At 73.0% G+C, this 19,096-nt stretch carries 18 protein-coding genes; 6 read left to right on the forward strand and 12 right to left on the reverse strand.

Annotation, left to right across the window (positions count from 1 at the left end):
- Positions 1–90: 90 nt before the first annotated feature.
- Positions 91–516, reverse strand: a complete 426-nt coding sequence (locus CCN35_RS08590; protein ID WP_067397138.1) for a DUF2000 domain-containing protein — start codon at positions 514–516, stop codon at positions 91–93.
- A 49-nt stretch (positions 517–565) separates the two neighbouring features.
- On the opposite strand from CCN35_RS08590, the gene CCN35_RS08595 reads away from it, so the two are divergent.
- Complete coding sequence (locus CCN35_RS08595) at positions 566–1,375, forward strand: AraC family transcriptional regulator (protein WP_086792086.1); 810 nt, start codon at positions 566–568, stop codon at positions 1,373–1,375.
- 67 nt (positions 1,376–1,442) lie between these two features.
- Here the strand turns inward: CCN35_RS08595 and CCN35_RS08600 are convergent, their stop codons facing one another.
- Both CCN35_RS08600 and mshA read right to left on the reverse strand, forming a co-directional pair.
- The gene (locus tag CCN35_RS08600; protein ID WP_067397140.1) at positions 1,443–1,961 is read right to left on the reverse strand and encodes a type III secretion system chaperone family protein; all 519 of its coding nucleotides are present in this window, start codon (positions 1,959–1,961) and stop codon (positions 1,443–1,445) included.
- Complete coding sequence (gene mshA, locus CCN35_RS08605; protein ID WP_067397141.1) at positions 1,942–3,291, reverse strand: D-inositol-3-phosphate glycosyltransferase; 1,350 nt, start codon at positions 3,289–3,291, stop codon at positions 1,942–1,944. The genes CCN35_RS08600 and mshA overlap by 20 nt, the downstream gene beginning before the upstream one ends.
- 228 nt (positions 3,292–3,519) lie before the next feature.
- On the opposite strand from mshA, the gene CCN35_RS08610 reads away from it, so the two are divergent.
- The 3 genes from CCN35_RS08610 (at position 3,520) to CCN35_RS08620 (ending at position 7,256) form a co-directional block, all read left to right on the forward strand.
- Entirely contained in the window at positions 3,520–4,494 is a 975-nt protein-coding gene (locus tag CCN35_RS08610; RefSeq protein WP_236560673.1) for a class I SAM-dependent methyltransferase, read from the forward strand.
- Positions 4,495–4,547: 53 nt separating this feature from the next.
- On the forward strand, positions 4,548–5,648 hold the full coding sequence (locus tag CCN35_RS08615) for a C40 family peptidase (protein WP_201450886.1): 1,101 nt from the start codon (positions 4,548–4,550) through the stop codon (positions 5,646–5,648).
- A gap of 282 nt (positions 5,649–5,930) precedes the next feature.
- Positions 5,931–7,256 carry a PP2C family protein-serine/threonine phosphatase gene (locus CCN35_RS08620; protein WP_067397142.1) on the forward strand — a complete coding sequence of 442 codons (1,326 nt, stop codon included), beginning with the start codon at positions 5,931–5,933 and terminating at the stop codon, positions 7,254–7,256.
- A 19-nt stretch (positions 7,257–7,275) separates the two neighbouring features.
- Here CCN35_RS08620 and CCN35_RS08625 read toward each other — a convergent pair whose 3' ends face one another.
- The 4 genes from CCN35_RS08625 to CCN35_RS08640 all read right to left on the reverse strand — a co-directional run bounded on the left by CCN35_RS08625 (position 7,276) and on the right by CCN35_RS08640 (position 10,171).
- Positions 7,276–7,617, reverse strand: coding sequence for a DUF2516 family protein (locus CCN35_RS08625; RefSeq protein WP_067397143.1), 342 nt, complete (start codon positions 7,615–7,617; stop codon positions 7,276–7,278).
- Between the two features lie 149 nt (positions 7,618–7,766).
- Positions 7,767–8,477 carry a hypothetical protein gene (locus tag CCN35_RS08630; protein WP_067397144.1) on the reverse strand — a complete coding sequence of 237 codons (711 nt, stop codon included), beginning with the start codon at positions 8,475–8,477 and terminating at the stop codon, positions 7,767–7,769.
- A 98-nt stretch (positions 8,478–8,575) separates the two neighbouring features.
- On the reverse strand, positions 8,576–9,226 hold the full coding sequence (locus tag CCN35_RS08635) for a helix-turn-helix domain-containing protein (RefSeq protein ID WP_067397145.1): 651 nt from the start codon (positions 9,224–9,226) through the stop codon (positions 8,576–8,578).
- Positions 9,227–9,322: 96 nt separating this feature from the next.
- Complete coding sequence (locus CCN35_RS08640; RefSeq protein ID WP_086792104.1) at positions 9,323–10,171, reverse strand: putative RNA methyltransferase; 849 nt, start codon at positions 10,169–10,171, stop codon at positions 9,323–9,325.
- Between the two features lie 469 nt (positions 10,172–10,640).
- Between CCN35_RS08640 and CCN35_RS08645 the strand changes: the two genes are divergently transcribed.
- On the forward strand, positions 10,641–11,726 hold the full coding sequence (locus CCN35_RS08645; RefSeq protein WP_086792106.1) for a MerR family transcriptional regulator: 1,086 nt from the start codon (positions 10,641–10,643) through the stop codon (positions 11,724–11,726).
- Between the two features lie 214 nt (positions 11,727–11,940).
- On the opposite strand, the gene CCN35_RS08650 is transcribed toward CCN35_RS08645, so the two are convergent.
- The 4 genes from CCN35_RS08650 to CCN35_RS08665 form a co-directional block, all read right to left on the reverse strand.
- Positions 11,941–13,560, reverse strand: coding sequence for an outer membrane protein assembly factor BamB family protein (locus CCN35_RS08650; protein WP_067397148.1), 1,620 nt, complete (start codon positions 13,558–13,560; stop codon positions 11,941–11,943).
- A 178-nt stretch (positions 13,561–13,738) separates the two neighbouring features.
- Positions 13,739–15,952, reverse strand: a complete 2,214-nt coding sequence (locus CCN35_RS08655; protein ID WP_245863068.1) for an aminoglycoside phosphotransferase family protein — start codon at positions 15,950–15,952, stop codon at positions 13,739–13,741.
- A gap of 334 nt (positions 15,953–16,286) precedes the next feature.
- The gene (locus CCN35_RS08660; protein ID WP_245863069.1) at positions 16,287–17,036 is read right to left on the reverse strand and encodes an HAD family hydrolase; all 750 of its coding nucleotides are present in this window, start codon (positions 17,034–17,036) and stop codon (positions 16,287–16,289) included.
- 29 nt (positions 17,037–17,065) lie between these two features.
- Entirely contained in the window at positions 17,066–17,950 is an 885-nt protein-coding gene (locus tag CCN35_RS08665) for a winged helix-turn-helix domain-containing protein (RefSeq protein ID WP_067397150.1), read from the reverse strand.
- A 172-nt stretch (positions 17,951–18,122) separates the two neighbouring features.
- Here CCN35_RS08665 and CCN35_RS08670 point away from each other — a divergent pair, with 172 nt between their 5' ends.
- Complete coding sequence (locus CCN35_RS08670) at positions 18,123–18,311, forward strand: hypothetical protein (RefSeq protein WP_086792114.1); 189 nt, start codon at positions 18,123–18,125, stop codon at positions 18,309–18,311.
- Between the two features lie 25 nt (positions 18,312–18,336).
- Here CCN35_RS08670 and CCN35_RS08675 read toward each other — a convergent pair.
- The coding region (locus CCN35_RS08675; protein WP_086792112.1) for a GntR family transcriptional regulator at positions 18,337–19,096 on the reverse strand (760 nt) is incomplete at its 5' end.

The following is a 19,096-nucleotide window of genomic DNA, read 5'->3' on the forward strand; positions in this document are numbered from 1 at the left end:
TCCCCGCGGAGCCCGCCCTCCCCGCAGGGCCCGCGGTCCTCACCCTCCGGGGCCCGCCAACGGCTGCTTCCTGCGGGCTCCCACGGGTTCCTACGGATGCATCCGCGCCCCCTTCAACGCCTTGTCCACCGCGTTCTTCGGGCCGTACACCGCCAGCCCCACCAGGTCCAGCTCACGGGTCGGCACGGCCCGGACCGCGGCGCGGTTGTCGCGGTCGTTGCCGGTGGCGAACAGGTCCGAGGTGAAGACGGCGCGCGTCAGGGACCGGGCCAGGGCCCGTTCGTGCGCCGCGGCCAGGACCTCCTTGGTGCCCTGGAAGACCAGCACCGGCTGGCGGAACATCGGCAGATACGGCACCCCGTCGGCGTCCTCGTACGGTTCGCCGATCACCTCGGGGACCGTGGTGCCGAGGCCGCTGACCAGGAAGGCGGTGACGTTCAGCCGCTGCCAGGGCTCCAGGTCCTCGCGCAGCAGGACGGCGATCTTGGTGTCGAAGCGGAGGGGCTGCTCGTTCATGCCCCGAGCGTCCCGGAGCGCGCACGGCACCGTCTTGTACGTTCTTTGCATGGTCCCCCAGTGGAACGTCTCCGCCTGGCGCCCGCGCGTCCCGGGCGTCGTCGAGGTGTTCCACGCGCACTTCACCGAGTACGCCTATCCCCTGCATGTGCACGAGGTGTGGACGCTGCTGATCGTGGACGACGGCGCCGTGCGGTACGAGCTGGACCGGCACGAGCACGGCACCCCGCGCGACACGGTGTCCCTGCTGCCGCCGCACGTCCCGCACAACGGCTCCCCCGCCACCCCGCACGGCTTCCGCAAGCGGGTGCTGTACCTGGACGGCACCCACCTCGGCGACGAGCTCATCGGGGCGGCCGTGGACGCGCCGGATCTGCGCGACCCCCTGCTGCGCCGGCGCGTGAGCCAGTTGCACGGCGCGCTCGGACGGCCCGGTGACGAACTGGAGGCCGCCAGCAGGCTGGTGCTCGTCGGGGAACGGCTGCGGGACCATCTGCGGCGCCGGACCGGTCGTGCCGCCGCCCGTCCGCGCCGCGATCCCGCGCTCGCCCGCGCGCTGCGCGAGCTGCTCGACGAGCGGGTCGTCCAGGGGCTGTCGCTGGAGGAGGCGGCACGACTGCTGCACGCCCATCCCACCCATCTGGTACGGGCGTTCAGCACCGCCTACGGCATCGCCCCGCACCAGTACCTGATGTCCCGCCGGGTGGGCCGCGCCCGCCGGCTGCTGCTGCGGGGGCGGACGCCGAGCGAGGTGGCCGCGGCGACCGGGTTCTACGACCAGGCGCATCTCACCCGGCACTTCAAGAAACTGGTCGGTGTGACGCCGGGCAGGTACGCGCGTGCGGTGGGAACGCGGTGAGAAGAGGCCCCCGCGGCCCCGGGCAGAGGCTCCCGCGGCCCCGGACGGCGCGGTGCGGGAGACGGGCTCAGCCGTCCGAGGGCCGGGTCAGGTGCGCGAACGCCTCGAGGTTGCGCGTCGATTCGCCGCGTGAGACGCGCCAGGCGTACTCCCGGCGGATCGCGGAGGCGAAGCCGAGCTCCAGCAGGGTGTTGAAGCTGCCGTCGGCCGCCTCGAGGACCTGGCCGAGCAGCCGGTCGATCTCGTCGGCGGTGACGGCGGCCAGCGGCAGCCGGCCGGTGACGTAGATGTCGCCGAGCCGGTCGACGGCGTAGCTCACCCCGTACAGCTTGAGGTTGTGCTCCAGCAGCCAGCGGTGGACGCCGGACTCGTTCTCGTCGGGGCGGCGGATGACGAAGGCGTTGAGGGAGAGGGAGTGCCGGCCGACGATCATCTGCAGGGTGGTGGAGAGCTTGCGGGTGCCGGGGAGTTTCACCACGTAGGTGCCGGGCCTGGGGCTCTCCCACTCCAGCCCGGTGTCCTTCAGGACTCCCTCGACGACCTGTGTCGCGTGCTGCTGTGCTGCCTCACCCGTGGCGTTGCCCATGAGGGGAGCGTACGCGACGCCGGCGGGACTGCAGTGCGGCCGTGTACACCTCGGCGGTGGCCGCCGCCGAGGCGTCCCAGCCGAAGGACCGCGCGTGCCGGGCTGCGGCGGCGCCCATCCGTTCGACGAGGTGCGGCTCGTCGGCGAAGGTGCGCAGCACGCGTGCGTAGGCGGCCGGGTCGTGGCCCTGGACCAGGAATCCGGTCTCGCCGTCGCGCACCGCGACCGGCAGTCCGCCGACCGCGGCGGCGAGCACCGGGGTGCCGGTCGCCTGCGCCTCGATCGCGACCAGGCCGAAGGACTCGCTGTAGGAGGGCACGACCAGCACGGACGCGGCCCGGAACCAGTCGGCGAGCCGGTCCTGCGCGACGGGCGGGTGGAACCGTACGACGTCGGTGATGCCGAGGCGGGCCGCGAGCTTCTGCAGGCCCTCCGGTTTGGCCAGGCCGCTGCCGCTCGGGCCGCCGACCACGGGCACGACGAGTCGGGAGCGCAGCTCGGGCCGCTCCCCGAGGAGGATCCCCACGGCCCGCAGCAGCACGTCGGGGGCCTTGAGCGGCTGGATGCGGCCGGCGAAGAGCGGTATCAGGGCGTCCTGCGGCAGCCCGAGGCGGGCGCGGGCGGCGGCGCGGCCGTCGGCGGGGCGGAAGCGGGCGAGGTTCACCCCGGGGTGCACGACGGCGACCTTGGCCGGGTCGGCGTCGTAGTGCCGTACGAGTTCGTCGGCCTCCTCGCCGGTGTTGGCGATCAGCCGGTCGGCGGCGTCGACGATCTGGGTCTCGCCGATGACACGGGCGGGGGGCTCGGGGGTGTCGCCCTCGGCCAGGTTGGCGTTCTTGACCTTGGCCATGGTGTGCATGGCGTGCACCAGGGGCACGCCCCAGCGCTGGGCGGCGAGCCAGCCGACGTGGCCGGAGAGCCAGTAGTGGGAGTGGACGAGGTCGTAGTAGCCGGGGCGGTGGCCGGCCCAGGCCTGCATCACGCCGTGGGTGAAGGCGCACAGCTGGGCGGGCAGGTCCTCCTTGGCCAGGCCCTCGTAGGGGCCGGCGTCGACGTGCCGGACGAGGACGCCGGGGGCGAGCTCGACGGCGGGCGGCAGGTCCCCCGCGGTGGCCCGGGTGAAGATCTCCACCTCGATGCCCTGGGCGGCCAGGCGCTGGGCGAGCTCCACGATGTAGACGTTCATGCCGCCCGCGTCGCCCGTGCCGGGCTGGTGGAGCGGGGAGGTGTGCACGGAGAGCATGGCCACACGGCGCGGCCGGCGATGGATGCGCAGCCGGGAGGCCGCCCCCGGGGAGCGACGCCCGAGCCTGCCGATGTACTGGCTCACGTGGCGTTCCTCCTTGCTGCGGGCATGCCGGACAGAGCGCACCGGGCGCCCCGCAAAGGGCAACGTCCCCGGGGGGCGGGTCCATTTCCGCTGTCGAACTCTTTGCCGAATCATTACCGAATGTCGCTCAACCGTTCGACATCGGTCCCTCCTCGGGGTGCGCCCGATCTGTGTGGCATGCGCGACGTCCGGGCGGGCGGTGCCCCGCACCCTCCTACCCTCGTGTCCATGGCTTCCCGCGCAGCACCCCCCGCCTCCTCCCGGTCCCGCCCGAGCGGAAGAGCCGCCGTCGTGGGAACGGTGACGCGCGGGACGACCAACCCCAACCGGCTCCGTCGCATGGACCGCTGGATCGCGGCCGTGCACGGGGCCGAACTGCGGCGGGCCGAGGATCCGGTGGCCGTCGACCTCGGCTACGGCGCCGCCCCCTGGACGGCGGTCGAGCTGCTGCACCGGCTGCGCACCGCCGCGCCCCGTGTGCGCGTGGTGGGCGTGGAGATCGAACCGGCCCGGGTCGCGGCCGCGAGGCCGTACGAACGGGACGGGCTGGTCTTCCGGCACGGCGGCTTCGAGGTGCCGATCCCCCAGCGCCCGCACCTCATCCGCGCGGCCAATGTGCTGCGGCAGTACGACGAGACGGAGGTGGCCGCCGCCTGGGAGCGGCTGTGCGCGCGGCTGGCCCCGGCGGGCGAGCACACGCGCGGGGGCCTGCTCGTCGAGGGCACCTGTGACGAGATCGGACGCCGGCACGTGTGGGTGGCGCTCGGCCCGGAAGGGCCCCGCACGGTCACCTTCGCCACCCGTCTCGCCTCCCTGGACCGCCCCTCGGACCTGGCCGAACGCCTTCCGAAGGTGCTCATCCACCGCAATGTCCCCGGTGAGCCGGTGCACGCCTTCCTGCGCGACTTCGACCGCGCCTGGGCCGCCGCCGCGCCCTACGCCTCCTACGGCGCCCGCCAGCGCTGGATCCGCGCGGTGCGCGACCTCGCGGCCCACTGGCCGGTGACGGACGGGCCGGCGCGCTGGCGGCAGGGCGAGGTGACGGTGCGCTGGGAGGCGCTGGCGCCGCGCGGCTGGACCGTGCCGCCGTCCCGGTCCGCCGCGGAAAGGCCTTCCGCGGGCCGTGCGCCGTCCGGACAGAAGGGGCGGCCGGACGGAGAAAGGGCGGCGGACCGCCCTCTGTCGTTCCGCGTCGAAACGTGACAACATCCCCCAGGCACCGTAAGTTACTGACGGTTAACCACATGGGGGCAGAGATGGAACGGGGCAGGCACACCGTGCTCGCAGCGGCCGTGACCGTGGTCTGCGCGATCACCCTGCTGAGTGCGCCGGGCACGGCGTTCGCCGGAGTGCTGTCCGACCCGGCACCGGCGCCGTCCGCCTCCCCCTCGGCCACGCCCCCGCCGGCCACCCCCGTGGACAAGGACCTCGAGAAGGTCCGCGCCCGGCTGGACAAGCTCTACCACGAGGCGGCCGTCGCCACCGAGGCCTACAACGCGGCCGAGGAGAAGGCGAGGAAGCAGTCCGCCGAGATCGCCGAGCTGAACCGGGACATCGCCGAGAAACAGCGACGGCTGGACGAGCTGAAGGAGCGCGCCGGCGCCGCGGCCCGCGCCCAGTACCGCCTGGGCGGTCTGCCGCCCGAGGCCCAGCTGCTGCTCGGCGGCGACCCGCAGCTCTTCCTCGACGGAGCCGGCCGGATCCTGCAGGGCGAGCGGGCCACCAAGGCCCTGATCGACGAGACGGTCCGCACCCGGCAGGACCTGAAGCAGGCCGCACGGGACGCCTCCGCGCAGCTGCGGAAGCTGGAGGCCAACCGCAAGGCCAAGGCCGCGGCCAAGAAGCGGATCGAACAGCGCATCAAGGAGGCCGAGCGGCTGGAGGCCTCGCTGGAGAAACGGCAGCGCGAGCGCCTCGCCCAGCTGGAACGGCAGGCCGCCGAGCGGGCGCAGGCCGCCTGGCTGGGCACGGGAGTCCTCAAGGAGATCGACGGCAAGGCCTCCCCGGCCGGCAGGAAGGCGGTCGCGTTCGCCACGGCCCAGATCGGCAAGCCCTACGAGTGGGGCGCCGAGGGCCCGGGGTCGTACGACTGCTCCGGGCTCACCTCGCAGGCCTGGGCGGCGGCCGGCCACCCCGTCCCGCGCACCTCGCAGGAGCAGTGGAGGCGGCTCACGCGCGTGGACATCAAGGAGATGCGCCCCGGCGACCTGATCATCTACCACCACGACGCCAGCCATGTCGGGATGTACGTCGGCGACGGCATGATCGTCCACGCCCCGCGGCCGGGGCGGACGGTGACGCTCGCGGGGGCGGGTTCGATGCCGATCCTGGGCGTCGTACGGCCGGACCCGGACTGAGTCCCGTACGGCGGGGCGCCCGGAAGGCCGGTGACACCGGCCACGTGACGCATCGCACGCCGGTTCGCGGCCGGCCCCGGGCGGCGCGTGACCTTCGTCATTCCGTCTCCGCCGCCGTCCCGCCCAATTCCGCCATGTATTGCGGCATATGCCAGTGGCCAGCTCCTGAACGACGTGCCGCACACCATTCCGCTGGGGCACCGACTACCGCTAAGGTCCCCGTCGGTGGGGCGAGGCCCCTCGTACCCATCACCCCCGGGGGGAGGGAAGGAACCCAGGACGATGCCCGTGCCCGTACCGCGGCAGAGAGTCCCGGCCGCGGACAGTGGCCAGGCGCAGACCGTGTCCCCCGGCGGCGGCCCCTCGACCGTGTGGGCCCCGCCCGCCGGGACGACGGTCGAGAAGGACAGCCGCGACACCGCTTTCGACGCCGGCAGCCCTCTGACGCTGCTGCTGATCGAGGACGATCCCGGTGGCTCGCCGATCGTGCCCGAGCTGCTCGACTCCTCCGGCGAGCCGATCCGGATCCGTACGGCCCGCAACCTCACCGAGGCCGCACGGCTGCTCACCGACGACGTCCACTGCATCCTGCTGGACCTCGCGCTGCCCGCGCCCGGCCGGTCCGCCGACGCCGACGACGAACTCGCCGTGCTCAAGCAGGTGCTCGAACTCGCGCCCCGGCACGCCGTGCTCGCGCTGACCGCCTCCGGCGACGCCGAGCGCGGCGCCCGGGCGGTGCGGGAGGGCGCCCAGGACTACCTGTTCCGTGACGAACTGGACGGACGGCTGCTGAACCGCGCGATCCGCTACGCGGTGGAGCGCAAGCGGTCCGACATCGCCGAGCGCCGGCTCGCCGAGGGCAGGCTGCGGGCGCAGGAGAACCGCCGCCTGCAGCGGGGCCTGCTGCCGACCCCGCTGCTGGACGGCTCCACGCTGCGCTTCGCCGCCCGCTACCGCCCCGGCCGCTCGCGCGCGCTGCTCGGCGGCGACTTCTACGACGCCGTGCGCACCCCCGACGGCACCGTGCACGCCATGATCGGTGACGTCTGCGGGCACGGCCCCGACGAGGCGGCGCTCGGCGTGGAACTGCGCATCGCCTGGCGGGCGCTGACGCTGGCGGGGCTGTGCGGGGACGAGCTGCTGACCACGCTGGAGCAGGTGCTGGAGCACGAGCGTTCCGACGAGGAGATCTTCGCCACGCTGTGCACGGTGGACATCGCCCCCGACGGACGCCGGGCCGGCCTGTGCCTGGCCGGCCATCCGTCACCGCTGGTGATCGCTCCGGACGGGTCGGCCCGGCTGCTGCCGTACGACGACAACGGCCCCGCCCTCGGTCTGCTGTCCGGCGCCCGCTGGCCCCGGATGCAGGTGGAGCTGGGCGAGCAGTGGAGTCTGATGCTCTACACCGACGGCCTGATCGAGGGCCGGGTGGGGGAGAACGGCGAACGGCTCGGCCAGGACGGCATGGTGGAGCTGGTCGGCCGTCAGCACGCCCGGGGCCTGCGCGGCGAGGACCTGCTGCGGGAAACGGTGAGCGAGGTGCGCAGGCTCAACGGCGGTGAACTCACCGACGACGTGGCCGTGGTCCTGCTGGACCGGGAGCCGTGAGGGCGCGCGGCCCCCGGGCTCACCGGCCGCCGTTGTAGGGCCCGTACGGCCCGTCGCTGCTGCTGCCGCGGCGTCCCCACCCGCTGCCGCCGCTGACCTGCTTGAGCGCGGGGCGCACGTCCACGATGTAGACGATGCTCGCGATCACACCGATGATCGGCAGGAACGAGAAGATCGAGAACAGATAGCTCACCACGAGCGCCAGGCCGAGGATGATCAGCCAGAACACCTTGTTCTGCTTGTCGGCCGCCCGGAAGGCGTCCTCGCGCCGGAACGCCGCGTCGAACAGCCCGAACGCGGCCAGGCCCATGAGGAGGAGCTTCAGGATCCCCAGCAGCCCCGCGAAGCCGGTCATCAACATGTTGCCACCGCCCGTTCTCTCCCGATTCCCAGACCACCGTACCCAGAGAACGGGCCGGACACCCCAAGGGTGCCCGGCCCGGACATCTGCCGCCCCGTGAGTGAGACATCCCACGGTCCGCCGTCCGCCCGATGCCGCCGGCCCGGGCGTCACTTGGCGGGCGGGGTGCTCTTCTTCCCGGCGGACGAGGACTTGCGGCTGTTCGGGGTCTTCCTGGCGGAGGCCTTCCTGGCGGCCTCGGACTCGTCCGCGGCGGGCTTGTTCCCGTTGGCCTCGACCGCGTCGGCCTTGACCTCGACGGGCTCGGTCCTGGACCCGGTCTTGGACTCGGCCTTGGGCTCGACGGCGGCGGCGAGCTCCTCGACCTCCATGGCGACGTCCTCGATGCTCTCGGCGGCCTGACCGCGCCAGGTCCGCAGGGCCTGCTCGCCGTGCTCGGCGACCTTCTCGTAGGTCTCGCGGGCCTTCACGGCGTACTCGGCGGCGACGCCGACCCCGCGCAGGGCGAGGTCCTGGGCGGTCTCGCCGAGCTTCTTCAGATCCGAGTCGAGGTTGGCACCGAACTTCTTCAGGTCGGAGTCGAAGGAGTTCAGAAACTCGGTGATCCTGGCCTGGAGGGTCTCCTGGGTCTCCTTGACCCGGGCGCCGGCCTCCTTGGCGCGGGCCGCGGCCTTCGCCTGCACGGCCTTCGGGTCGGTGTTGCGCACCGCCTCGATACGGGCCGGGGCCTCGGCGCGCAGCTGCTCCACCAGGGCGGGCACCTTCTTGGCCTGCTGCAGGGCCAGGTCCGCGGTGCCCGCGGCGAAGTAGAGCGGCTTGGGGTCGCGGAAGGTCTTGCGCAGCTCGTCGGTGATGGCCATGGTGAGGGTCCTCCCGGATGTGCTCGTGGCTGAGGTAGGTGGGTGCCGCGGCTGAAGGGGCCGGCTGCCCGGCCCTGCCGGACCGTGCGGTCGCGGGGTCACCGGGATCGGTCGGCCGCCTGCTGCGGATCGGCGTCGTCGCCGTTGTCGTCGTTGCTGTCGTTGCCGTCGGATGTGCGGGTACGGCGTCGCCCGGCGGAGCCGGAGTCGGAAGCGGAGGCGGCGCCGGTGCGTATGCGTCTGCCGCTGCCGCCGTCGGCCGTGCGGTCGCCGTGCGCGGCGGTGCCGCCGGCGGCGTCCTCCCGGGCGGGCGGGCCGTCGTGCTTCCCGCCCTGTGCCCCGCCGCGCGCCTCGCCGTCCTTCCCCCGACCGTCCGCCCGGCTCTCCGTCTGGGCGGTCCCGAACCCGTTCTCCTTGCGGAAGGACTCGTAGATCTGCAGCAGCACCTGCTTCTGCCGCTCGTTCAGCGAGGGGTCGGCGAGGATGACGGCGCGCGTCTCCGCCTCGCTCCGGTCCCGCTCGGCGTCGAGGATGCCGGCCCGCACGTACAGCGTCTCGGCGGAGATCCGCAGCGCCTTGGCGACCTGCTGCAGCACCTCCGCGCTCGGCTTGCGCAGTCCGCGCTCGATCTGGCTCAGGTAGGGATTGGACACCCCGGCGGCCTCGGCGAGCTGCCGCAGCGACAACTGCGCGTTGCGCCGTTGCTCGCGCAGGTACTCACCGAGATTGCCGACGTTGAGCGATGCCATGTCTCCACCTTGCCCCACCCCTGCTAACAAATGCAAGCAATGTGCTTGCAAGAGTGTGCCGCGTGTCCGCCGCCCGTGGCCGCCGGGGCCGGTGGGTCACCGGGGCCGGTAGGAGGTGGCCAGCACGGAGACGGTGACCCAGTCGGGCAGAAAACCGCGGCCGACCGGGTCCGTGGAGGCCAGATGGCGTGCGCTCGGTGTCATCCCCACCAGGTCGGCGGCCTCCTGCCCGGTCAGGGGGGTGGTGTAGGCGATGTGCCGGGTGCCGACGGCCGTGAAGCGGGGCTCCAGCGCCCGGTGCAGGCGCCGTTCCTTGTCCGGGTCGACCGTGACCATCCCGGGGATCCGGCTCCGCAGCTCCGCCAGGTGCCGCTCGGTGGGGCGCACCACGATCAGCCGGCCGGACGGACGGAGCACCCGGTGGAACTCGGACGGGTTGCGCGGGGCGAACACGTCCAGCAGGACGTCGACCGTCCGGTCGTTCACGGGGAAGGGACGGAAGACGTCCCAGCTCGCCGCGGCGGCCCGCGGATGGGCCCGGGCCGCCAGGCGCAGGGCGCGCACCGATGTGTCCAGCCCGAGGCCACGGGCATCGGGCACCCGGTCGAGCACCCCGGCCAGGTAATAGCCGGTGCCGCATCCGACGTCCACGACCGTTCCCCCACCGGGCAGGGCGTCGGCCGTCAGCTCGGTCAGGGCCCGGCGTATGGGGTCGTACCGGCCGGTGGCGAGAAAACGTTGCCGGGCCTGGACCATGGCCGCGTCGTCGCCGCTGGTGGCACGGGTGCCGGTGAGGAGGCTGACATAGCCCTGGCGGGCGATGTCGAAGGTGTGGCCCGCCGGACAGCGCAGTGAGCCGCGGTCGGGCCGGAGACGGGCGCGGCACACCGGGCAGCGCAGCACGTCGAGGAACAGTTCGAGAGCAGGGGGAAGCAACGCGGGCACGAGGCACTCCTGGCAGCGGGGGAAGGGAAGGGACCGTGACTTGTACGCGCTCTCACAGCTGCCGTCTCCGGAAGAACGGGACCCGGCATCACACCCCCTGAGTGCGGGCGGCGCCGAGAAGGCGGATCACGTACCAGGCACGCCGAGGAGGGCGGCACCGTACGGCACCGCCCTCAACGCCTGGTGATCACAGATCCTGGGTGTGCTGGGTCCACATGCCTCCACCCTACGTGCCGTGCCGCCGGCCCTCGCCTCCGCGGTCGGGCGACACGGCCCTCCACGCCCGCCGGTACGCCGAACGGCGGCCGAAGCGCCGCTCTCCAGCCGAGGATCCGCCGGTCACGCGGCCTCCGGCCGGCTGAAAGGCCGTCGGACAGGGCCGGACGGAGCTCGTGGTTGACCTTCACCTTGGGGAAACCCACAGCATCGGTGGGGCCAGGCATCGCGCCTGGTATGAGGAGGAACGCGCATGGAGTTGCTGACCATCGGGGCGTTCGCGAAGGCGTCCCGGCTGTCGCCGAAGGCGCTGCGTCTCTACGACGAGCTCGGCCTGCTGACTCCCGCTCGCGTCGACCCGGTGACCGGCTACCGCCTCTACGCACCGGAGCAACTGGATCAGGCCCGGCTCGTCGCCTGGCTCCGCCGGCTCGGGATGCCCCTCGCCCGCATCCGGCACGTCTGCGCCCTGGAGGCGGGTCCGGCAGCCGAGGAGATCCGTGCGTTCTGGGCCGAGGTCGAAGCCGACACAGCCGCACGGCGGGACCTGGCCGCCTTCCTCATCGACCACCTCTCCCGGAAGGACGAGGACCCCGCCATGCCTCCGACCACCAAGCCCCTGGGCATCCGTTACGCCGCCCTTTCCGACACCGGCCTTGTCCGCGAGAGCAACCAGGACACCGTCCACGCGGGGTCCCGCCTGCTCGCCGTCGCCGACGGCTACGGCAGCAAAGGCGCCCCCGCGAGCGCCGCCGCCGTCGACGCGCTCAAGAGCCTGGAGACCGGCAGCTTCCCGGCGGGCCCTCTCCTCAACGTCCTCGAGGACGCGATCGACCAGGCCAAGCAGGCCGTGCACGGCGTCTCCGGACTCGCCCCTTCGTCCGAGGAGACCGGGACCACCCTCACCGCGATGCTCTGGACCGGCTCGCAGCTGGCCCTCGTCCACATCGGCGACTCCCGCGTCTACCTCCTGCGGGACGGAGAGCTGTTCCAGATCACCCACGACCACACCATGGTGCAGTCGATGGTCGACGAAGGGCGCCTCAGCCCGGAAGAAGCCGCCTCCCATCCCCAGCGGTCCCTGCTGATACGTGCTCTGGCCCATGGAGCCGACTCCGCACCCGACATGCGTCTGCACGACGCCCGGCAGAAAGACCGCTACCTGCTCTGCTCGGACGGCCTGTACACCGTCGTGCCGGCCGAGGACATCCGCCGGGTCCTCTCCGGCATCAGCGAGCCCGAGCAGACGGTCCGTGAACTCGTCGCTCTCGCCAACGGCTCCGGCGGTCCCGACAACGTCAGCTGCGTGGTCGCCGACGTCGTGGAGCTCCAGCGGTAGGAGCGAGCGGCATGCACGCCGAGTTGCACCGGGTCCGCTCCCGCGAACTCATCCGCGAAGCGGAGGCATACCGACTCGCCCGGCAAGCCAGGAAAGCCCGATCGGCCCTCCGCTCCTTGCCGGCCAGTACGAGGCGGCCGACTCCACGGCGCCTGCTCGCCTGGCTCCGCGGATGAACCGTCACGCCGCCCGCGGTCGAGCCGCGCTCTCGAGGTCACGGCTGGGGCGAGCACTCCAGGATCCGGCCGTCGACGGTCCCGATGAGCAGGTGCCCCTGGGGCGCCACGGCGAGGGACAGCGCGGTGGCCGGGGCTCCGTCGACCGTGAGCTCGGTGTGCCATCGCACCGAGCCGTCGCCGGCGTCCAGTGCCGTCAGGGCACCGGAGTTGTAGGCCACGTAGACGGTCTCCCCGTCGGAGTCGAGAGCGGTGGCGGGGTGATCGGTGCGGTGCTGCCACCGCACCGAGCCGTCCAGGGACCGCCGTACGACGTAGGCGCCACCGGGCTGGAGCCCGTGAGGGTGGTGGACGGTGCCGGCATAGACCAGGGACTGCCCTGTCTCGACCGCGGGGCCCCCGAAGTGATGCTCCTCCGGGACCCAGGAGTGCGGGAAGAGCCGCCGCAACGTTCCGTCGGCCTCCAGGACGGTGACCCACTTGTCCTTGTGCGACTCGCCCGGGTCGGTGCCGACCAGGAGGTACGGACGGCTCGCACGCCGGACGGGGAACGCGTGATTGAACACGTCGAAGCGGCCGACCTCCGGGCCGTCCACCGGACCGTTCCCCCGACCGCTCTCCGGGCCGTCGAGGTCGAACATCAGCAGCCGTTCGGGAGACGTGCGCCGGCCGTACCAGTCGTCCAGCGGCCTGAGGACCATCTTCCGGCCGACTGCGACGACGACCGTGAACACGTCCGGGCTCAGGGTCTCCAGCACCTGCCCCGTGTCGACGGCGATGCGGGCCAGCCGGGATGCGGGCTCCCCGTTCACTCCTCTCCGGCCCCCGCGGCGTTCGGCGTTGACCCAGACCGATGTGCCGTCGGGGGCCGGCACCAGCTGCCGGCCGCCCTCCTCGTCCTCGACCCTCCAGTGCAGCTCCCCCGAGGGCAGCCACGCCTCCGCCAGGACCCCGTCCAGAGCGGCCACCACCCGGCCGTCCTCCGTGCCCTCGACGGCCCACACCCGCCGGCGTACGGACCACTGCCGGCCGGCCGAGGCCGCGAGGTCCGCGAGGAACCGGCGGGTCTCCGCACCGCGGTTCGACCGGACGACCGGTTCCACGGGGGCGGCCACCTCCTCGGCACCGATCGACTTCCGGCCGACGGCACCCCAGTCCGGGCGCGTCACGACGACCACGTGGCCCTGCTCGTACGCCTGCGGATTCTCCCAGTCGTCGCACGGTGCCAGGACCAGACGGAGTTCCGTCTCGCTGCGCCATTCCACCTCGAGCACCTCCCGCGGGTGCCGCAGGGCGGACACCACGTCGCCGGAGTCCAGGCGGATCAGCAGCAGCTCGCCCTCGAAGAAGCAGCCGCCGTCGTACTGCCCCGTCCCGACGGCCAGCAGGGGAAGAACCGGGTGGAAGGCGAACGACCGGACGGGATACTCCGACCGCACCAGGTGCCGGCACCGCAGCCCGTCCTGCTCATAGACACCGATCCGGTGCCCCGTCCACCGGGAGTCCGCGGTTCCGCTGCCGCCCCACTGCACATACCCGAGGTACCCGCCCACGGCGACCGTCCGTGAACGCGCGTCGGCGACGGCCAGAGCAGGTGCTCCGACCCCGGCGAAGGGACTGTCGCCGAACACGCGTCGCACCATCGGCGCACGGGTCATGCGGGGGTCCTCCCGGGTCGGCACATGAGCGGGCCCGCCGTCCCGGGCGCGGAACGGCGGGCTGTCATGATCCCGTCGGACAACCGGGCACGCCAGTGGATTTCAGCCGGACGAGCCCCCGGCCGGGAAGCGGGCAGGAGCCGAGCGGACGTCAGGCGGGAGCCGGGCGTCAGAGGACTCAGAGGGGCCAGGCGCCGGCGGAGCGGTCCGGTGACGGGAGGGCCGGGTTCCCGGCTCCGGCGGGGGCCTGCCGGGTCAGGGCGCGCAGGAGGTACGGGTTCGCCGCCGGACGGGCCGTCAGCCCCAGGGAGGCGGTGGCCGTCGCGAGGGTCATCGCATAGGAGTCGACGGCACGGCGGACGTTGGGGGCGTCCAGGCTCGCCCCGGTGACCAGGCGGTCCAGGTCGACGTAGGCGGAGCGGACGGTCTCGAGCCAGCGGTAGACGCGCCAGTCCCGGCGCCAGCCGGCCGTGTACGCGGCGGGCAGGCGGCGCTCCCAGCGCCGGAACATGCGCTCGCGGATCTCGGGGCGGGTCGGCGTGAGATGCATGTGCCGGACCAGGTCGTACAGCGGGTCGCCGATCAGCGCCATCTCCCAGTCGATGATGGTGAGGGCGCGGGCGTCGTCGCGGCGTACGAGGTTCCAGGGGTTCAGGTCGCCGTGCAGAAGGGCCGGACGGCGGGGCCTGACCCGGAAACGGGAGAGGATCTGTCCGAGCCGGGAGGCGTCGGGCAGGCCGAGGAGCCGGGCCGGCTGCTTCGTCTCCTCGGGCAGCCCGTCCACCAGGAGCACCAGCTGGTCGCACAGCCAGCGGAAGAAGGTCTCCTCGCCCGCGACCGGGTCGAGCCCCGCGTAGTCGACGTCCGTCAGCGCGCACAGCTGGTCGACGAGCGCGTCCGCCTCGTGCGGCCACAGGCCGTGCTCGGGGTGGCGGGGCGGGCCGTCGCCGTCCTCGGGACCGACGTAGGTGTGGATGGCGTACGGCTCCCCCCGGTGGCTGCGGCCCAGGGCGAGGACCCGCGGTGCCGCCACCGGGACGCCCGACTGCTCGATGGCGCGCAGGACGGCGTGCTCGCTGAGGAAGCTCGGTTCGCGGCGGCAGGCGTCCGCCACCTTGCGGCGCACCACGACCGGGGAGGGGTACTCGGGCACCCGCACCACCGAGTTGAGGTGGGTGGTGCCCTTGAAGACCCGGTCGGCCGGGGCCATGCCCTCGGCGAGCAGGGCGTGTTCGACGGCGGAGGCGGGAAAGTCGCTCCGCTCCGCAAGGCGCGGGTCCGGCGTCCACGGGATCGTCTGCCGTGCCCGGCCGGCGCCGTCGCGCGCCGCCGTCCGGGAGGCCCGCCAGCGGAAGAGGACACGCTCGATCTCCGCGGCGTCCGGGACGTTTCTGAGCCCCAGCGGTTCGGCGCCCGCCTGGAGCGCCCGGTGCACCCGGGCCACTGCCTCGTCCAGGCTCTTCTGGTCGGACGTGTCCCGCAGGCCCCGCACGGCCCGCATCACCTCCGGATAGACGGACTGCGCCCGTTCGAAGGCGACGTAGTGCCGCAGGTCCCGGGACAGGCCGTTCACGGCGGCCGGGCGGACCCGGAACATCGCGTCCGCCCAGGCGTCGACGACCTCGGGCCACTGGTGGGACGGGTACCGCATGCGGACGAGGTGGGTGGCGAGGTCGTGCAGGGGGTCGCCGTAGCCGGCGAGGTCCCAGTCGACGCAGGTCAGGGGCGGGTCGCCGGCGTACGGAATGATCAGGTTGTTGCGGTGCAGGTTCGTGTGGAGCAGGCCGAAGGGCCGCCGGCTCATGGCCGGCACCCGCTCCCGCAGCCGGATCAGGGCGTCCTGCGGAATGCCGAGCGCCGCGAACAGCCCGCCGTAGCGCAGCCAGTGGGGCCGCCGGAGCTGTTCGTCGGCGAGATGGGCCAGCGTCCGCAGAAAGCCCTGGCTGTCGGTGTGGTTGTGGGGCCAGAACGGGGGCAGGGCGGGCAGCGCGGTGCGCCGCACCTGGGTCATCCGGGCGAACAGCTCCGCCACGGCCCTGATCAGCAGGGTGTCCACGGGTTTGCCGTTGCCGCAGACACCGGCCAGCGGCACCCCTTCCACATGGCTGTGGACGGCGAAGCCGTCGCCGGCCGCGAGACGTTCGGGGACCTGGGGCAGAACGGCCCGGACGGCGTCCAGGATCCGCGGCTCCTCCTGCCGGGGCCAGGTCCGGACGGCCGCCGGCAGGGCGTCGGCGTGCCAGAGCCGCACGGCCACACGGGTGCCCGCCGGGCGGCCCACGAGGGGCGCCGCCTCCGCGGTCACGGGCACGACACGGGTGCGGTGGTGGTGCCCGCCGTCCGTCCGCCCCGGTGCGGCGGTCCGCACGAACGCCGCCAGGGCCGGCTCCACGGCGCCGGCCGCGTCGCGTCCCCCAGAGGGTTCCCGGGAAACGGGCGGTGCCTCCACTGGCCGCTCCGGTTCGGTCGCACAGGTGACAGGTCGGGCAAACGGTAAGCCGGGAATCCCGGCCTCGCGATGCGTGAAGCGGCCGAGTCGGCACAAAGGGTGACGTACCGCTCTTCCCGCTTCTCCCCGCTTCCTCCGCTCCTGCGCGTCAGGTCGTCGCGCCGGGCCTCCGCGGGGCCGTGTGTCCGCCTCCCCCGGCCGGGCGTGTGCCGGGGGCGTACGTTCCCGTGACCGTACGGACAAACGGAAGCGATCGCTCGGGCACGGTGCGGGAATGCTAGCGCACGCTCCCCGCCCGCCCCGGCGACCGCCGCCGAGCCGACAGGATCCGCAGGATGGGCTCCAGCGACCCCACCACGACGGTGGCGCCCGCCTCCCTGAGCAGCCTTTCCTTGCGGGCGTTGCAGGCGTAGCCGAGGAAGGGCACGCCGGCCCTCCGGGCGGCCTGGTGGTCCGAGGGGGTGTCGCCGATCATCAGCGCCCGGGCGGGCGTCGTACCCGTCGCGCTCAGGGCCTGGTTCAGGCAGTACGGGTCCGGCTTGAGATGCCGCAGGTCCTGGGTGCGCCCGTAGACGTGGGAGGAGAAGCAGGACGCAAGGCCGCGGCGGTCCAGGTAGGCGCGGGCCACGAGGGGCGAGTTGTTCGTGGTGACCGCCAGGCGGGAGCCCAGTGCCGCCCAGGTGCGGATCAGCGGGTCGGCGTACGGCGTGGGCCGGGCGGAGGCGGCGGCGCGCATCTCCTCCTGGGTCAGCCGGGCCTCCAGTTCCCCGACCAGGTCGCTGCCGGGGCGGCGGCGGTCGACGGCACGCAGGACGGCGTGCGGGTCCGGCGACTGCCGTTCGGCGTCGGTCAGCAGGCCGTGCATCCCCCGGTCCGTCAGCCAGCGCACCAGCTCGGCCGCCACCCGCTCCGAGGTGTGCTCCGCGAACAGACGGCAGATCGGCCCGTCGAAGTCCCACAGCACGACCCGGGCACGTGTGATCAGGTTCCGTAGCTCCTCGGTCTCGTCCCCGGTCCGGGCCGTCACCGTTTCGGTCTGCGTCGTATCAGAAGTCACTAGGAGAGTGTCAGATCCGACGTGATGGTTTCCCAGAGGGCGTCGAACCACTTCTGGGACTCCTCCACGAACGCGGCGTCCCGCTGCCCGGTCGTCCTCTCGAAGTGGAACAGCAGGGACTCGGTGCCGAGGACGTCGTACATGTCCAGCGTCCCGCCGTCCTCCTGCTCCTCGCGGCGCGCGATCATGTAGTACGCCATCAGCGCCTCCGTGCCGTTGAGCAGGTACAGCTTCACCGGCGGGGTGAAGGGCAGCGCACGGAAGGCCACCCGGACGTCGATGCCGTGGGTGGCGCGCAGAGCCAGCAGATTGTGCCGGAGCACATGGCCCTGGGCGTTGCGCTGGGCGAGCCAGCGCTGGTGGACCGGATCGTCGTCGTCCTCGCCCGGTCCGTCCACCGACACCGGGAAGGCCAGGTCGATGTCCCGGGACGGCAGCAGGATGCGTACGTCGATCGCCTCGGGGCGCAGCCGGCCCTCGTGGATCAGACGCACGGGCTCGCCCAGGGCGATCATCAGGGTCTCGGCGGTGAGACAGGCCGCGTCGATCCGCACCCGGCGGGCGGAGAAGGCCTCCACGAGCCGCGGCGCGAGGCCCACCATGGTCGGCTGGGGCTCCGCGCGGGCGGCGGCGGGGGCGGCGACCCGCGGCGGGCTGCCCTTGGTGACATTGCTGAGCAGGCCGTCCTCCTGGAGCACCCGGAGCGCCTGGCGCACGGTGCCGCGCTCCACCCCGAACTCCTCGGCGAGCTCGGCCTGGGTGGGCAGCCGGTCGCCCGGCCGGAGCACACCGGTGTGGATCCGTTCCCGCAGGGTGTCGGCAATCTCCTGGGGCGTGCGTCTTCTGCTGCCGTTCATGGCCACGCTCTCCTGAGTCACAGCCAAACGCTACAACTCAGCTTCATCTAAAGGGAGTTGTTTGAAATTTGTTCATAGATGGCGACCAAGTGAGGACAACCGCAAAGGAGTTGGTTGCCAACTTGACCGAGTCGGCAGAGGTCATGACTCCTGGTGCGCCCTCGTGCCGGCCCGCAGCCGTCCGAAGGGGGAGGCCGTCGTGCCCGCTCCCGCTCTTCTGCCCGCCGCCTTCGTCGCCGGTCTGGATCGGCTCGCGCAGTGGACGTACGGCACCCCGGGTCCCGTCGGCCCGATGCTGCCCACCGCCGGCGTCGAGGCCAAGAGCCCGGCCCTCGGCTCCGCGGGGGCCGTGGTGCCGGCGACGCTGCTCGCGGGCCCCGCCCTGTGACCGGTGCGCACGGCCGGCCCGGCCGTCAGTCCATGAGCGTGAGCTCCGAACTGATCGTCCCCCACAGCGCGTCGAACCACAGCCGGGACTGCTCCACGAACGTCGTCTCGCGCGGGTCGACGCCCCTCTCGAAGGCGAACAGCATCGACCGGGTGCCCTCGGCGTCGTAGAGCTCCAGCTGCTCCTGGTCGATCTCCTGCTCGCGCCGGCGCACCGTGTAGTACGCGAACAGCGCCTCCGTGCCGTTGAGCAGGTACAGCTTCACCGGCGGGGTGAAGGGCAGCGCGCGGAAGGCCACCCGGACGTCGATGCCGTGGGTGGCGCGCAGGGCCAGCAGATTGTGCCGGAGCACCCGCCCCTGGGCGTTGCGCTGGGNNCGCAGCCGTCCGGCGGCGGAGGCGTCGTCCACCGGCGTGGGGAAGGCGAGGTCGATGTCGCGGCTGGGCAGCAGGACGCGGACGTCGACCTTGGCCGGTTTCAGTCGCCCGGCATGGATCTGCCGCAACGGTTCTCCCACGGCCAGGGTGAGCGAGACCGCGGTCAGGCACAGGGCGTCGATCCGCACGTGGGAGGCGTCGAAGGCGGCGGCGACACGGGGGACGAGGGCGACCATGGCGGGCTGCGGCGGGGCGGCGGGGCCGACCGGGGGCCGTCCCGGGTCGTAGGTGACGGTCGCCGGGCTTCCCTTGGACACATTGGTGAGCAGACGCTCCGCCTGCAGGATGCGCAGCGACTGGCGCACCGCTCCCCGCTCGACGCCGAACTCTACGGCCAGTTTGGCCTGG

The sequence above is a fragment of the Streptomyces thermovulgaris genome (assembly GCF_002155915.1).
In the GTDB taxonomy this organism is placed as follows: Bacteria; Actinomycetota; Actinomycetes; order Streptomycetales; family Streptomycetaceae; genus Streptomyces; species Streptomyces thermovulgaris.